10 protein-coding genes and 3 tRNA genes are annotated in these 13,819 nt (G+C 57.3%); 5 read left to right on the top strand and 8 right to left on the bottom strand.

The features are described 5' to 3' along the window. Positions 1–203: 203 nt before the first annotated feature. From TRESADRAFT_RS01500 to recQ, 3 genes are all read right to left on the bottom strand, one after another. Positions 204–1,730, bottom strand: coding sequence for an acyl-CoA carboxylase subunit beta (locus TRESADRAFT_RS01500; protein WP_002702195.1), 1,527 nt, complete (start codon positions 1,728–1,730; stop codon positions 204–206). 211 nt (positions 1,731–1,941) lie between these two features. Then, a complete protein-coding gene (locus TRESADRAFT_RS01495) occupies positions 1,942–3,657 on the bottom strand; it encodes a hypothetical protein (RefSeq protein WP_141607060.1) in 1,716 nt (571 codons plus the stop codon). A gap of 51 nt (positions 3,658–3,708) precedes the next feature. After that, complete coding sequence (recQ, locus tag TRESADRAFT_RS01490; protein WP_002702192.1) at positions 3,709–5,583, bottom strand: DNA helicase RecQ; 1,875 nt, start codon at positions 5,581–5,583, stop codon at positions 3,709–3,711. Between the two features lie 175 nt (positions 5,584–5,758). Between recQ and TRESADRAFT_RS01485 the strand changes: the two genes are divergently transcribed. Next, positions 5,759–5,841 (top strand) — tRNA-Leu (locus TRESADRAFT_RS01485). Between the two features lie 46 nt (positions 5,842–5,887). On the opposite strand, the gene TRESADRAFT_RS01480 is transcribed toward TRESADRAFT_RS01485, so the two are convergent. Next, entirely contained in the window at positions 5,888–7,444 is a 1,557-nt protein-coding gene (locus TRESADRAFT_RS01480) for a YifB family Mg chelatase-like AAA ATPase (protein WP_002702190.1), read from the bottom strand. An 87-nt stretch (positions 7,445–7,531) separates the two neighbouring features. After that, complete coding sequence (locus TRESADRAFT_RS01475) at positions 7,532–8,428, bottom strand: PHP domain-containing protein (RefSeq protein WP_002702188.1); 897 nt, start codon at positions 8,426–8,428, stop codon at positions 7,532–7,534. A 150-nt stretch (positions 8,429–8,578) separates the two neighbouring features. On the opposite strand from TRESADRAFT_RS01475, the gene TRESADRAFT_RS14805 reads away from it, so the two are divergent. The 4 genes from TRESADRAFT_RS14805 (at position 8,579) to TRESADRAFT_RS01455 (ending at position 13,207) form a co-directional block, all read left to right on the top strand. Next, a complete protein-coding gene (locus tag TRESADRAFT_RS14805) occupies positions 8,579–9,919 on the top strand; it encodes a Crp/Fnr family transcriptional regulator (RefSeq protein WP_002702186.1) in 1,341 nt (446 codons plus the stop codon). Position 9,920: 1 nt separating this feature from the next. Then, positions 9,921–11,291: an MATE family efflux transporter gene (locus TRESADRAFT_RS01465; RefSeq protein ID WP_002702185.1), complete on the top strand. Its 1,371-nt coding sequence runs from the start codon at positions 9,921–9,923 to the stop codon at positions 11,289–11,291. A 2-nt stretch (positions 11,292–11,293) separates the two neighbouring features. Next, positions 11,294–11,809 (top strand): nitroreductase, encoded by a 516-nt coding sequence (locus TRESADRAFT_RS01460; RefSeq protein WP_002702184.1) that lies wholly within the window; start codon positions 11,294–11,296, stop codon positions 11,807–11,809. Positions 11,810–11,914: 105 nt separating this feature from the next. Continuing rightward, positions 11,915–13,207, top strand: coding sequence for a deoxyguanosinetriphosphate triphosphohydrolase family protein (locus TRESADRAFT_RS01455; protein WP_002702183.1), 1,293 nt, complete (start codon positions 11,915–11,917; stop codon positions 13,205–13,207). 136 nt (positions 13,208–13,343) lie between these two features. Here TRESADRAFT_RS01455 and TRESADRAFT_RS01450 read toward each other — a convergent pair. The 3 genes from TRESADRAFT_RS01450 to TRESADRAFT_RS16450 all read right to left on the bottom strand — a co-directional run. Next, a tRNA-Thr gene (locus tag TRESADRAFT_RS01450) sits at positions 13,344–13,416 on the bottom strand. 10 nt (positions 13,417–13,426) lie between these two features. Next, a tRNA-Ile gene (locus TRESADRAFT_RS01445) sits at positions 13,427–13,499 on the bottom strand. A 20-nt stretch (positions 13,500–13,519) separates the two neighbouring features. Beyond that, a partial coding sequence (locus TRESADRAFT_RS16450; RefSeq protein ID WP_217169640.1) for a hypothetical protein occupies positions 13,520–13,819 on the bottom strand: 300 nt, incomplete at its 5' end.

The raw sequence follows: 13,819 nt of genomic DNA, 5'->3' as shown, positions 1-13,819 counted from the left end.
TTTTATTTGAAGCGCGCCTGCTTGTGAAATCATGTTTTTGAATGGCACGGGAAACCATGCATCAATCAAAAACCAGGACAGTGCCAAAAACAAAAACGCGGCATCACTGCCGCGTCCCATCTATCAGCGCACACGGACGTGCGCACACTGCGAGGACGGAACTCAACGAGTTCCGTGGCTCTGATTCCGACAGAAAGTCGGAATCAGAGCGGGATATTGCCGTGTTTCTTGCTGATTTTGTCGCTGCTTGTTTTTCCTTCGAGAAGGCGGAAGCTCTGCGCGACGCGGTTTCTCGTCTCCTCGGGATTGATGACGGCGCTGATGTAGTCGCGCTGCGCTGCGATTGTCGGCGTCATGAACGTCGCCGCGTACTCCGCTTTTTTCTGCTCGACGAGAGCGGCGTTCGCGGGGTCCTTCATCTCCTTCGCGAAAAGGATTCCGGTCGCACCCTCGGCGCCCATGACGGCAATCTCGGCCTTCGGCCACGCGTAGACGAAATCCGCGCCGAGATGCTTCGAGCACATCGCGATGTATGCGCCGCCGTACGCCTTTCTCGTGATGACGGTCACTTTGGGAACGCTCGCCTCGCTGTATGCGTAGAGGACCTTCGCGCCGTGGCGGATGATTCCCTTCTGCTCTTCCTGCGGACCGGGAAGGAACCCGGGAACATCGACGAACGTGAGGAGCGGGATATCGTAGCAGTCGCAGTAGCGGACATGGCGCGCAATCTTGTCGCTGGCGTCCGTGTTCAGCAGGCCTCCGAAGAAGCCAGGATTGTTCGCGACGATTCCGACCGTCTTGCCCTCGATTTTGGCGAACCCTACGACGGCGTTGCCCGCGAATTCCGCCTCCGACTCGAAGAACGAGCCGTCATCGACGACGTCGGAAATGACTTCCTTTATGTCGTAGCCCTTCTTCGTGTCCTCAGGAAGAACGGACTTTATCGCCTCGAGCTTGGCCACGTCGAAACTGAAGACAGGCTCCTCCTTCGAAGAGAAAAGCCCTTTCTTCATCTTCGGCTCGAACGGAACCCTGTCGCCGTAGAAATGAGGGATGTAGTCGAGGAGCTTCCTGACGTTCTCGTAGCACGATTTCTCGTCCTCGCATCTCCAGTGCGCGACGCCTGACTTCTGCGAATGGATGGCAGCGCCTCCCAAATCCTCCTCGGAGATGTCCATGAACATAACCTGCTTGACGACTTTCGGGCCGGTGATGAACATCTGCGAAATCTTGTCGATGGTGAAGATGAAATCGGTAAGCCCCGGAGAATAGACGGCGCCGCCCGCGCACGGGCCTGCGATAATCGAAATCTGCGGAATGACGCCCGACGCGCGGACGTTCTGGTAGAAGATGTCGCCGTAACCGCAGAGCGCGTCAACGCCCTCGGGAATTCTCGCCCCGCCCGAATCGTTCACGCCGATGACAGGGCACTTCATCTCGATTGCCTTCGCGATGACCTCGGCAATCTTCTGCCCGTGCACTTTTCCCAAGCTTCCGCCCTGAACCGTAAAATCCTGCGAGTAGATTGCGACCTTGCGTCCGTTCACCGTGCCGAATCCTGTTATGACGCCGTCATACGGCAGCTCCTTCTTGTCCATGCCGAACGCGGTGCACTGATGGCGGGCAGCGGAGTAAATCTCCATGAAACTTCCCTCATCGAGAATCGCGTTTATGCGCTCGATGGCGTGCAGTTTTCCCTTGGCGTGCTGCTTCTCAAGATTGTATTCCATTAGAATTCCTCCATAACGGCGGTTTTTCGTAACCGTTTGAAACGTTTCTTTTCTGAAAATCAGTGCCGATTCCGGATTTGTAACCGGTTTTACTGGCACAACATCGAAAAAAAGTCTAAACACTACGCATATTTTCGTCAAGATGACATTTTTTTAATTTTTGTCATTTAAAATGGAACGGAGAAGCGAAGGACAGAACAGGAAAGACCGCTCAGCGCGCTCCGGAAAGGAATGATTCCGCAGCCGTGCTTCCATACGATTCGACAAGGTCGCGCGCGCCGCTTTCCATGTCGGTTTCGGAAGGAAGCCACGGGTATTTTTCCCGAAGGGAAGCGGCCGCGGCGCGGACATCTCCGTGCGCGGAATCGAGCGCCGCCTGGTATTCCGAAGCGAATTCCTTGATTCGGACAGACGAGGAGGCGTTTTTCCCCCCGCTCGGCTCAAGGGCGCGGACAATCCAGCGGGAGCCGTTCCATTCAAGCGACACGGTCTCGGAAACTCGCTCGACGTTTATCCGCGACGCGTCCATCGTTATGAAGAAATACTCCGCCGCGTGCGCCGAAACGTCGCCCTTCTTGAGCATTTTCCCGTTCTCCTCGCGCACAGGCTCCCGCCGCTCGCTCCGCCTCGGGAAATCGGCGCGGCTCGGAACGGGATTCCCGTCGATGCGCAGGTTCGTGATTCCGTACATCCAGAACGTCGTCGACGGCTTGAAGAAAACCCATTCCTCGGGCGATACGGTCTTGTCGGACGCGTTGAAGCTCTCGCGCTCCTTTCCGTTGACGTAGAAGCCGGTGATTATCTGGATGAAATCCTTCATTTTCCGCCCCTTCGCAATCTCGGACAGATTCGGGACGTCCGCCTTGTGCGCGAACGAGTAGAACACATGCGCGGTCTCGGCGGAAGAAAGCCCGCGGGAAGTCGCGAGCCTGCCGTTCGACTCGACAAAGCTGCCCGCCGCGAATGCAGCGACGACAGCGGCAACCGCAGTCCCGAAAATCCTCGCCCTGTTCCTGCGGAAAAAACGCGAGAACGAAATCCGCCGTCTTCTCGAACGGCTCTCATTCTCCTCCCTCGCCCGGAATTCATCGTCGGAAAGCTCCGGCTTCCGCTCCGAAGCGAACAGCTCCGCGCGGAACGAATCCAAATCGAACGCGGACGCGCGCGCGATTATCTCCGCCCGTATTTTCTCCGCCCTGTCGTTCCTGTAGCGCCGCTCCCCCGGAATCGGCTCGAACGAAAGCGGGATGGAAAGCCCGGCATCAACCGCCGAAGAAAGCGCGCCGGCGATTCCGTTCACTTTATGCGAGAGCGGGACGAAATTCCTGTCGAGGATATCGGTCTGGCGCACGGAATCGTCGTCCGCGGCATAGGGGAAGGTTCCTGAAAGCGCGCGGTACGCGATTACGGCGCGGGTGAAAAGGGACTGCTCCGCCGCGCCAAGCCCCTTGTAGATGAAAAATCCCTGCTTTTTCGCGTACGCTCCGGAATTGACGGCGCAGAATTCGCACACGTCGCCCGGAAGAAGGAGGACGCGCGTGCAGTCGTCGGAAACGAGGATTCCGCAGCCGCCCGTGTTCCCCACGGGAAATCCGCCGGCCTCCCCGGAAAAAGACGCGGAAAGCGCGGCGACTGCGGCGAGCGCGGCTTTCTTTTTGTCCCAGCCCCCGCACCCGCCGCCGAGAATCTCGTCAAGCGCGCGGAAAACGAACGGAACGTCGCCGCAAAACCACACGGTTCCATCAATGACGGCCGTTCCCGCAAATCCCCATCCGGAACAAGAAACGGCTTTCCCGCCGTCAACCGTCACGACAAGCCCCTTGCTCTCCATCAACCCCGCCATGCGTATCTTCCCGAACGAATCGGCATCGATTCCGCTCGAAATGACAGCCACGCCGGCGCCCTTTTCGTTTTCCATCATATTCATGGGAAGGAATTTACAAACAATGGGCGAGTTCGGCAACGGAAAAGAGCGGATTCAGCCGACGACGCCCAGAATCTCCGCGCCGTACCGCTCCGCCTTGCTTTCCCCGACGCCGTAGCAGCCGAGAAGCTCCTCGCGGGTATGCGGCATCTTCCACGCGATGTCGAGCAGCGTCCTGTCGTTGCAGATTATGTACGGCGGGACGGATTCCTCCTGCGCCTTCTGCTTGCGCCATTTCTTCAGCTCGTCGAACACACGCGCGGCATCCTCGTTGTCTCCGAAATCGGCGACGGGCTTTTTGTGGAGAACCGCCTGCTTCTTCCCGCTTTTGGGGAACGACTCGAACGACGGCTGGCGGCTTCCGGAATTCGGGGACGACGGCTCAAGGCGGAACGCGAACTCGATTTTGTCGCGGTTCCTCAGCGCGGAAAGGCCGTCCCTCGTCATGCTCAGAATCGAATACTCGCCCGTCCGCACGAGCATGTCCCTGTCGATAAGCGCATCGACGAGCATTTTCCATCCGTCCGCGTCGAATTCCGTCCCAATCCCGAACACGGGAAGCCCGTCGTGCCCGCGTTCGACGATTTTTTTGTTTTTCGAGCCGACGAGGACGTCAATGACGTAATTCGCCCCGAACCTGTTCCCCGTCCGTATGATGCAGCTCATGAGCTTCTGCACGGGCACGGTCAAATCGCGCACGGGAGCCGTTCCCATCACGGAGTCGGTCGTACAGATGTCGCAGCAGCATTCGTTCTCGCCCGAATACGATTCCCCGAAATACGACAGGAGCGTTCGGCGGCGGCAAACCTGCGACGTGACGAACGTGCGCATCCCCGCCAGAAGCCTTTCCGAGCGATCCTTGTCCGCGCTGTCGTCGAACAGCAGCCGAATCTTGAACAAATCCGCGCCCGAATACAGGAGAAGTGCCTCGCTCGGCAGCCCGTCCCTTCCCGCGCGCCCGACCTCCTGATAATACTGCTCGACCGATTTCGGCATCGTCTGGTGGATTACGAACCGCACGTCCGGCTTGTTTATCCCCATCCCGAACGCGAGCGTCGCGACCATTATCTGCACGTCGTCGCGTATGAACCTCTCCTGATTCTCCGCGCGCACCTCGTTCGTAAGCCCCGCGTGATAATTGAGCGCGGAATACCCCTCCGCCCGCAACCGCTCGGCGAGGGAATCGACATCGCGCTTCGAAAAGCAGTAGATTATCCCGCATTCTCCTTTGTGCCGCTCTATGCACTCGACAATCTGCTCGAACCCGTCCTTCCTTTTCTGCTGCACGGAGAGGAATATGTTCGGCCGGTCGAAACTCGAAAGGAGCACGGCAGGATTGTTCAGGGCGAGATTCCGTATGATGTCGTTTCTGACGACATCCGTCGCTGTTGCCGTGAGCGCGAGGAAAACCGCGTCCTTGAACTGCTTCCTGACCGCGGAAATCTCAAGATAATCGGGGCGGAAATCGTGCCCCCACTGCGACACGCAATGCGCCTCGTCAATCGTCACGCAGCGAACGCGCACGTTCGCGTCGTGGAGGAGGTCGTTTATGCGCGGCGTCGCAAGCCCTTCCGGCGAGACATAGACGATTTTCGTCGTGCCGAACCGAATCGAATCCATCGATTCCCTGTACTGCGCCCAATCGACGGCGGAATTCAGGAAAACGGCGTCGATTCCGCATGCGCGGAGGGCGGCGACCTGGTCCTGCATGAGGGAAATCAGCGGGGAGACGACGACCGTAAGCCCGTCGAATATAAGCGCGGGAATCTGGTAGCAGAGCGATTTTCCCCCGCCCGTCGGCATCACGGCGAGCGTGTCCCGCCCCTCAAGCACGTTCCGAATTATCTCTTCCTGCTGCAGCCTGAACCCCGAATAGCCGAAAACGGTCTTCAGAACGAATTCCGGTGTTTTTCCAACGCAATCAACCATCGCAAAATCTCATCCTCAAAAATCATATGCGCCCGGAAAAAATCCCGGACATGTCCTAGTATATCCGAACGGCACCGCGTGTTCAGCCCACTATTTTCCGCGCGTCCGCGCGCAAAATGCCCGGCACCACTTGCAGAAGACAAGCCGATTCTGCTATAATCCATACATCTTATTTGCCGGGTTGGTGAAATGGTAGACACAACAGACTCAAAATCTGTCGCCTGCAAGGGTATCTGAGTTCGAGTCTCAGACCCGGTAAAAATGCCGCGAGAAATCGCGGCGTTTTTTTTTCGCCGGCGCGTTGTCATTCTCCCGAAAAAAGCGAAAGCGCGCCGACATTTCCCCTGAACGAGACAGCCTCCTCTATATGTTCGGCGAGGATTTCCTCCGAGCCAGCCATGTCCGCAATCGTCCTCGAAAGCTTCTTCACCCCGCTTACCGCACGCTGCGAAAAACTTTTGCGGGAAATCTCATCCTCAAGAAAATCGCGCGCGGAACCGGAAACGGCGCAGAATTCGTCTATTTCCTGCGGGGAAAGGAACGCGTTCCTCTTCCCGAGACGGGCGCGCTGCGCTTTTACGGCACGCGCGACGGGAACCCGCAGCTCCGAAGTCGACTGGCAGACGGCATCCGAATTCGGCGAAGGCTCGGCGACCTGCACGCGTATGTCGATTCTGTCGAGCAGCGGCGCGGAAAATTTCCTCCAGTACTGCTCGACTGCCTTCGCGCTGCAAAGGCAAATCCTGCTTTCCGAGCCGAAATTTCCGCACGGGCACGGATTCGTCGCCATGAGAAGCTGGAAGCGGGCGGGATACACAGTCGAGCGCCCCGCGCGGCTTATCGTTATCGAGCCGCTTTCGAGTGGGACGCGTAGCATCTGCAGGACGGACGAGCGGAATTCGGCCGCCTCATCAAGAAAAAGTACGCCGTTGTGCGCGAGGGAAATCTCCCCGGGGCGGCAGCTCACGCCACCGCCGCAAATTCCCTCGACGCTCGCCGTCTGATGGGGCATGCGGAACGGCGGCACGCGGAGGAGCGGCAGATTCGGAGGGAGAAGCCCCGCGAGGGAATGGATTCTCGTCGAGCTCTGCGCCTCCTCGACCGTGAGCAGCGGAAGAAGCCCGCTGAACCGCTCCATCGCGAGCGTTTTCCCGCACCCCGGAGCGCCGAACGCAAGGACGTTGTGGAATCCAGCAGCCGCAATCTGGAGCGCCCGGACAAGAGCCGGCTGCGCCTTCACGTCGGCAAATTCACCCGACGCGCTTACGGCCGGAAAAAGGACGCCCTCCACCTCGACGGCGCCGTCAGGAACGAAGGCATCGCGCTCCTCAAGCCCCTCGGAAAACAACGACGAATCGGAAAGCGCGGAGAACGCATCGGCAAGGCTTTCCGCCCCGAACACGCGCATTCCGGCGACTTCCCTCGCCTCAGCCGCATTCGCATACGGGACGATGCACCGCGTTATCCCCGCAGATGCCGCCGTGGAAGCCGCCGCGTGAACCGCCCTGACAGGACGGAGCGCGCCAGAAAGCTCAAGCTCGCCCATCACGAGGACAGGCCCGCCGGAAAAAGACGCTCCGTTCTTCCGCGACGACGACTCTAGGACGGAAAGCGCGAGCGCAAGGTCGAAGCCCGCGCCCTCCTTCTTCAGGTCTGCCGGCGAAAGGCTGATAAGGACGCGCTCCATCGGAAAATCGAAACCGCTGTTCCGGATTGCCGACTTCATGCGCTCCCGAGACTCCTTGACAGCGCCGTCGGCAAGTCCCACGACATCGACCGCGGGAATTCCCCTCCTCAAATCGACCTCGACGGTGACGAGCGAGCCTTCATACCCGAACGGGGAAAACGAGAAAATCTGCATGGAAAAACCTCCGAAATCAAAGAAGAACAAAAAAATGCGGAGGACGAATCCCCCGCACACTAATTTCCACGCGCGACGCATTTTTTTTCAAAAAACGGTGCGTTTCCCGAAAAATTCCGTATCCTTGTAATCGAACGTGCCGCCGAGCGCCGGAAGAAGCTCCTCGTCCCAAAAACGGTCCTCGATTTTCAGGCCGCCCGCCGTGAAGCCGAGATGACGGTCGGCGCGGACGCCCTTTCCGTGGAAATCGCTTCCAGCGGTGACGAACATCCCGCAGTTTCGGGCAATCTCCTCGAGGCGGTGCCCCTCGTTTATCCTCACGCACGGATGGAACGCCTCAAGCCCGAGAATGCCGCGCGAGCGCAGGTTCTCTATGACGGGGGAAATTTTGTTCAGCGAGATGTAGAGCGAGCGAGGATGGGCGAGAACGGGAATTCCGCCGGACGTGACAATGGCGCTTATCGCGGCATCGACGTCCTCCCCGCCGTGGGGAACGTACCAGGGGCGCCCGCTCCCGAGGAATTTGTCGAACGCCTCCTGCGGCTTTTTGACGATGCCGAGCCCGGCAAGCATCCGCGCGAAATGGGGGCGGCCGAGCTGCCTCGTCGAAAAGCGCGCCTCCATTTCCTTCAAATCGATTCTGATTCCCTTGTCGCGGAAAATCATGTCGGCGATGCGCGAATTCCGCTCGCGCCTGTCCTCGGTGAGGAATTCGATTGTCGCGCGGAGTTCCGCGGAGACGCACCGCAAGCCCAGCCCCAGAAGATGGAACTCGCCCGTCGGCCACGCGACGTTTATCTCGATTCCCGGAACGAAAGCGAGCGGTTTTCCGTCGCACGCGGAAGCAGCCTCAAAAAGCCCGTCAACGGTATCGTGGTCAGTCAGCGCCCAGACGCGGAGCTTCCTGTCAGCCGCGTATCCGGCGGATTCGGCAGGGCTCATCGCCCCGTCGGACGCGGATGAATGGCTGTGCAAATCTATCATTTAAAAACCCCCATTTTTACCGAGAATAAACCGAGGGAATTCAAACCAGATTCACGACGGATTTTTGTTCCCGCTGTTTTAAAATAGAATAATCGCGTTTTACGTGGTATCCTATATCATATTTTCGAGTTGCTAAAAAGGGAAAGAAGAATGCCAAAATCCATATCATACAACAAAGGTTCGATTGTCTACTTTGAGGGCGACAAAGATGAACGGGTTTTCATACTGAAGCAGGGAACCGTCGCGCTCACCAGCGTCGATATCCAGACGAAGATGACGGCGAACACGTTCATAAAGGAGCCAGGCACATTCTTCGGAATCAAATCAGCGATAAGCCACTGCCCGCGCGAGGAAACCGTCACCGTCGTCGAACCGACAGTCTGCATCGTCCTGACAACAGCAGAATTCGAGGATATCTTCAAGGCGAACAAGCCCCTCATCATGAAAATGCTCCGCATATTCTCGACCGAGCTCAGGCAGGTTCACAAAAAGACGGCCGAGCTGCTCAACCAGGATTCGTTCGTGAACACGGAGCAGGGGCTTCTGGACGTCGCGAAGTCGTTTTTTGACGACGCGAAATGGCGGAGCTGCGTGGGTGCCTGCACGCGGCTCATAAAGGCGAACCCGACGTACGCAGCCGACTCCGAATTCAAGAGCATGGTCAAAATATCGCAGTCGCATCTCAACGAGGTGACGAGAATGGAGGAGGAGCAGAAAAAGCGGCTTATCGCCGACGGCGAGTACAATCCCTACGGCAACAACGGCCTTTCCACCGATTACCAGGACGAGGCTGACCGGGCATTCGACATTCCGGCATTCAAGCGCTTCGCAAAAACATACAACGACGGAGAAATCATCATCGAGGAATACGAGCGCGGGGAGACGTTCTACCTGATACAGCTCGGCCTCGTCCAGCTCGTGAAATGCGTCAACGGGACGAACAAAAACCTCGACATCCTCAGGACGGGAGAGCTTTTCGGGGAGATGGCGATTCTCGACAATTCGCCGCGCTCGGCAACGTGCATCGCGAAAGGGCGCGTCGACTGCCTCGAATTCAACAAGGAGAATTTCGAGATGCTCATTACGGGAACCCCGCAGATTGCGCTCATGCTCCTCAAGCTTTTCTGCAAGAGAATCCTCGACCAGAAACGGCGGTTCAAGATGCTGCTCATCGACGACAAGCACGCGAGAATCGCGGACGTCTTCTGCATGTTCGAGGAAAACGGCTCGATGCCGACGGTGACGCTCCCCGACGACATGAAGAAGAAGCTCAAGATTATGCACTCGGACAAGGCGCGCGTGTATTCGCTTTCCGTGCAGGACATCGCGCATTGGGCCGGCCTTGACGTCCAGAAGACGGAGGAAGAGTGCTCGCGCTTCGAGGCGACGGGAAGGATAAAAATACTCGACTCATACATGATAATATCAGACATAACAGACATGAGGAGAATCGTCGACACGAAGCTCAAGATGATGAACAGGATGTTCTAGAGTGAAAAAGGAAGACACTGTAGAACGGATGACGAGGGAACCTGTCGGGCGCCTCATTTTGAGGAACGCGGTTCCCACAATAATCAGCATGATGGTGACTGCCATATACAGCATGGCGGACACTTTCTACGTGTCGAAGCTCGGGACGTCGGCATCTGGCGCCGTGGGGATTATATTCTCGCTCATGGCGATGATGCAGGCGCTCGGGTTCACGGTCGGCATGGGAAGCGGGAGCCTCACGAGCAGGCTTCTAGGCGCCGGAAACGACGAGCGGGCAAGCACGGTATGCTCTTCCGCGATACTGCTGGCATTTTCCGCGGGAACGGTTTTCGCGGTCGTGGCGAACATACTGAACGAGCAAATCGTGTCGGGGTTGGGAGCGACGGAGACAATCCTCCCCTACGCCATGAGCTACGGGCGCTACATACTGTTCGGGGCGCCGTTCATAATCACCTCCTTCACCATGAACAACCTCCTGCGATTTCAGGGAAAGGCGAACCTTGCGATGGTGGGGCTCACGGCGGGCGGAATCATGAACATCGCGCTCGACCCGCTTTTCATATTCGTGCTCGACCTCGGAATAAGCGGCGCCGCAATCGCGACGCTCGTAAGCCAGGTCATAAGCTTCTCGATTCTGCTTTCCATGTTCATAAGGAAGAAAACGACGACGGTACTGTCGCCCGCCCTCGCGTCTAGAAAAATCGGGACATACATCGACATCGTGACGACGGGGCTTCCGTCGCTTTTCAGGCAGGGAATGTCGGTAATCGCGGCAATCATGCTGAACGTCGCCGCGGGGAAATTCGGGGATGCGGCGGTCGCGGGAATGTCGATAACGACGCGCGTATTCGTGTTCATACTTGCCGGCGCAATCGGTCTCGGGCAAGGATTCCAGCCCGTCTGCGGAATAAACTTCGGCGCGCGCAAATTCGGCAGAGTGCGGAGCGCATTCTCGTTCTACGTAAGGACGACGGCAATTGCGATGGCGGCGGCGGCATTCGTCGTCTTCGCCTTCGCCCCGGAAATAACGCGCTCATTCCGCGACGACGACGCCGTGGTCGCAGTCGGAGCCGTCGCCATGAGGTTCCAGGCGTGCGCGCTCCCGTTCCATTCGCTCATCCTCGGCGCGAACATGACGTTCCAGACGACGGGAAAGAAAAAGGCGGGCATTTTCCTTTCGAGCATGAGGCAGGGGCTTCTTTTCATCCCATCAATACTTATTCTCTCGGCGGCGCTCGGGCTTCGCGGCGTGCAGGCGGCTCAGGCGGTGAGCGACATTCTTTCGGCGGCAGCGGCTGTCCCGTTCATCATCGCGTTCTTCTCGCGTCTCGGGACGGAAGAAAAAACGAATCCACAATTCCAGGAGGAATAGAAATGGACATTCTTGGTGAACTCAAATCAAGACGAAGCGTTCGCGCGTTTTCCGAGGAGAAAATCGCGAAAGAGGACATCGACAAAATCATCGAGGCGGGCATTTTCGCGGCAAGCGGAATGAACAAGCAGCCGACGAAGATTGTCTGCGTCACGGACAAATCCGTCCGCGACACGCTCTCGCGCCTGAACGCGGAGGCGATGGGAAAAAGCGGAATCGACCCGTTCTACGGCGCGCCCGTCGTGCTCGCGGTCCTCTCCGACTCCGAGTCGCACACATACATCGAGGACGGCGCGCTCGTCATGGGAAACATGATGAACGAGGCGCACTCAATCGGAATCGGCTCGTGCTGGATTCACCGGGGACGCGAGGTTTTCGATTCCGACGAGGGCAAAGCGCTCAAGGAAAAATGGGGAATCCCCGAAGGCTACCGCGGAATCGCATTCCTTATCCTCGGGCACGCGGCGAAGGAGGGACCTGCCCCCGCACGGAAGGAGAACCGCGTCCTCTACGTCTGACGCGGAAAGTTGAAACGCCCCGAGGGGAAACAAACCTGTTCGGAAACGGTGCATTGCTGAGGCGTCGTCAGTTTCCGAACAGGTTTCATTTTTAAGGAGGAGACGATGAAGGATTCTTTTACGAACGAGAGGATGGATCCGCTGAACCGCAAATGGGAGCAGGCGATCGCGCGGATGGCGGACATGTACACGAGGGGAAACGACCTCCGCTCAGAATTCGAGAGGGACTACACAAGGCTTCTCCACTGCCGCGCATACCGGCGGCTCAAAAACAAGACGCAGGTTTTCTTCGCCCCGCAGAACGACCACGCATGCACGCGGATTGAGCACGTCGGGCACGTCGCTTCCGTCTCGGAGACGATTGCGAAGCATCTGGGACTGAACACCGATTTGACGCGCGCGATAGCAATCGGGCACGACATCGGGCACGCGCCGTTCGGGCATTCAGGGGAAACGATTCTCAACGAGATACTTGAGCGCGGAAAGGAAAAAGTCCCCAACGCGCCAAAAAAATTCTGGCACGAGCGGAATTCGCTTTTCATCGCGGACTACATCGAGACGCTCGACGACCCGAACGGAACGAAGCGGCCGCTGAACCTGACGTACGCCGTGCGGGACGGGCTCATCTGCCATTGCGGAGAAATCGACCAGCAGGGGATAAAGCCGCGCGCAGACGCAATCAACCTCTACGACATAAAGCGCCCGGGATTCGTCCAGCCGTTCACCTGGGAGGGATGCGTCGTCAAGCTGAGCGACAAAATCGCGTTTCTCGGGCGCGACATCGAGGACGCTCGCATGTACAGGCTGCTCGACTCAGGCTCATACAGGCAGCTGCGCGAAATCGTCCACACGACGCTCGGGATGAAAAGTCGCGAGGGAAAAATCGAGACGGAATCGCACAGGAGCGGGCTCGCCGTCAACACGACAGTCCTGATAAACGACATGATTGTTGACCTCTGCACGAATTCGAGCCCCAGCGACGGCTTGTGCTTCTCGGACAATTACGCGCGCTTCATAACGGAGCTGAAGAAATTCTGCTTCCAGAACATATACATGCACTGGCGCCTTCAGGAATTCCAGCGGTACGCGACGAACATCCTCGACACGATTTACCGGCTTCTCATGGAGACCGAACCGTTCGCCAAAAACGGGCGGATTCCGTTCAACGCGTCGGACTTCCCCTCGCTCGCAAAGCCGTTCGAGGACTGGCTCATCTGCCACTCGAACTACACCCGCGCGGGAACAAGCGAGAACCTGCGGAAAAAAATGCGGTACGCGACGGAAACCGTTTTCGACGTGCACAACCCGGAATCATTCCAGAAATGCGTAATCGAATTCATCGCGGGAATGACGGACGACTACGCCATAAAATCCTTCAACGAGATAATTTCGTTCTAGAAAAGCACATCCGAAAAAACGATTCTTCGCTGCCGGACGTTATCATTCCATGCCAAAGCCTTGGAGGAACCGCCCGGCAGCCATTCAGAAAAGCTCCGGACAAAAAAAGAGGAACCTCGAATGAGATTCCTCTTTGAGCCGACTATCGGACTTGAACCAATCACCTACGCGTTACGAGTGCGTTGCTCTACCGGATGAGCTAAGTCGGCAAAAATTACATGGGACATCTAGGATTTGAACCTAGGACCAAAGGATTATGAGTCCTCTGCTCTAACCGCTGAGCTAATGTCCCAGCGGAATGATGAGAATATATCAGAAACCATAGCACAGTGTCAACTGCTTCACACAAAAATCGCAAAAAATATGAAAAAAAATCCTCTTGCCCCGCCCCATAAAGGCGCACGCTTGCCACAACAAAGCCAATCTTAGAACGAAAAATTCGTTCAAGCAAAACTTAGAACGGGCACTTCCCCCACAACAAGATTCTTCCCCACCAAGGCGCACGCTTGCCCTGCAAGCGCTGCGTGCGCTTGCTCCAACAAAGCCAATCTTAGAACAGAAAAATTCGTTCAAGCAAAACTTAGAACGGGCACTTCCCCACAACAAGATTCT

The organism is Treponema saccharophilum DSM 2985 (genome assembly GCF_000255555.1).
Classification (GTDB): Bacteria; Spirochaetota; Spirochaetia; order Treponematales; family Treponemataceae; genus Treponema_D; species Treponema_D saccharophilum.
This window is presented reverse-complemented; position numbering and strand designations above follow the sequence as displayed.

Excerpts from the sequence above, each read along its gene's own strand:
- TRESADRAFT_RS01500 (WP_002702195.1), bottom strand. The coding sequence starts at position 1,730 with ATGGAATACAATCTTGAGAAGCAGCACGCCAAGGGAAAACTGCACGCC.
- TRESADRAFT_RS01495 (WP_141607060.1), bottom strand. The coding sequence starts at position 3,657 with ATGAATATGATGGAAAACGAAAAGGGCGCCGGCGTGGCTGTCATTTCG.
- recQ (WP_002702192.1), bottom strand. The coding sequence starts at position 5,583 with ATGGTTGATTGCGTTGGAAAAACACCGGAATTCGTTCTGAAGACCGTT.
- TRESADRAFT_RS01480 (WP_002702190.1), bottom strand. The coding sequence starts at position 7,444 with ATGCAGATTTTCTCGTTTTCCCCGTTCGGGTATGAAGGCTCGCTCGTC.
- TRESADRAFT_RS01475 (WP_002702188.1), bottom strand. The coding sequence starts at position 8,428 with ATGATAGATTTGCACAGCCATTCATCCGCGTCCGACGGGGCGATGAGC.
- TRESADRAFT_RS14805 (WP_002702186.1), top strand. The coding sequence starts at position 8,579 with ATGCCAAAATCCATATCATACAACAAAGGTTCGATTGTCTACTTTGAG.
- TRESADRAFT_RS01460 (WP_002702184.1), top strand. The coding sequence starts at position 11,294 with ATGGACATTCTTGGTGAACTCAAATCAAGACGAAGCGTTCGCGCGTTT.
- TRESADRAFT_RS01455 (WP_002702183.1), top strand. The coding sequence starts at position 11,915 with ATGAAGGATTCTTTTACGAACGAGAGGATGGATCCGCTGAACCGCAAA.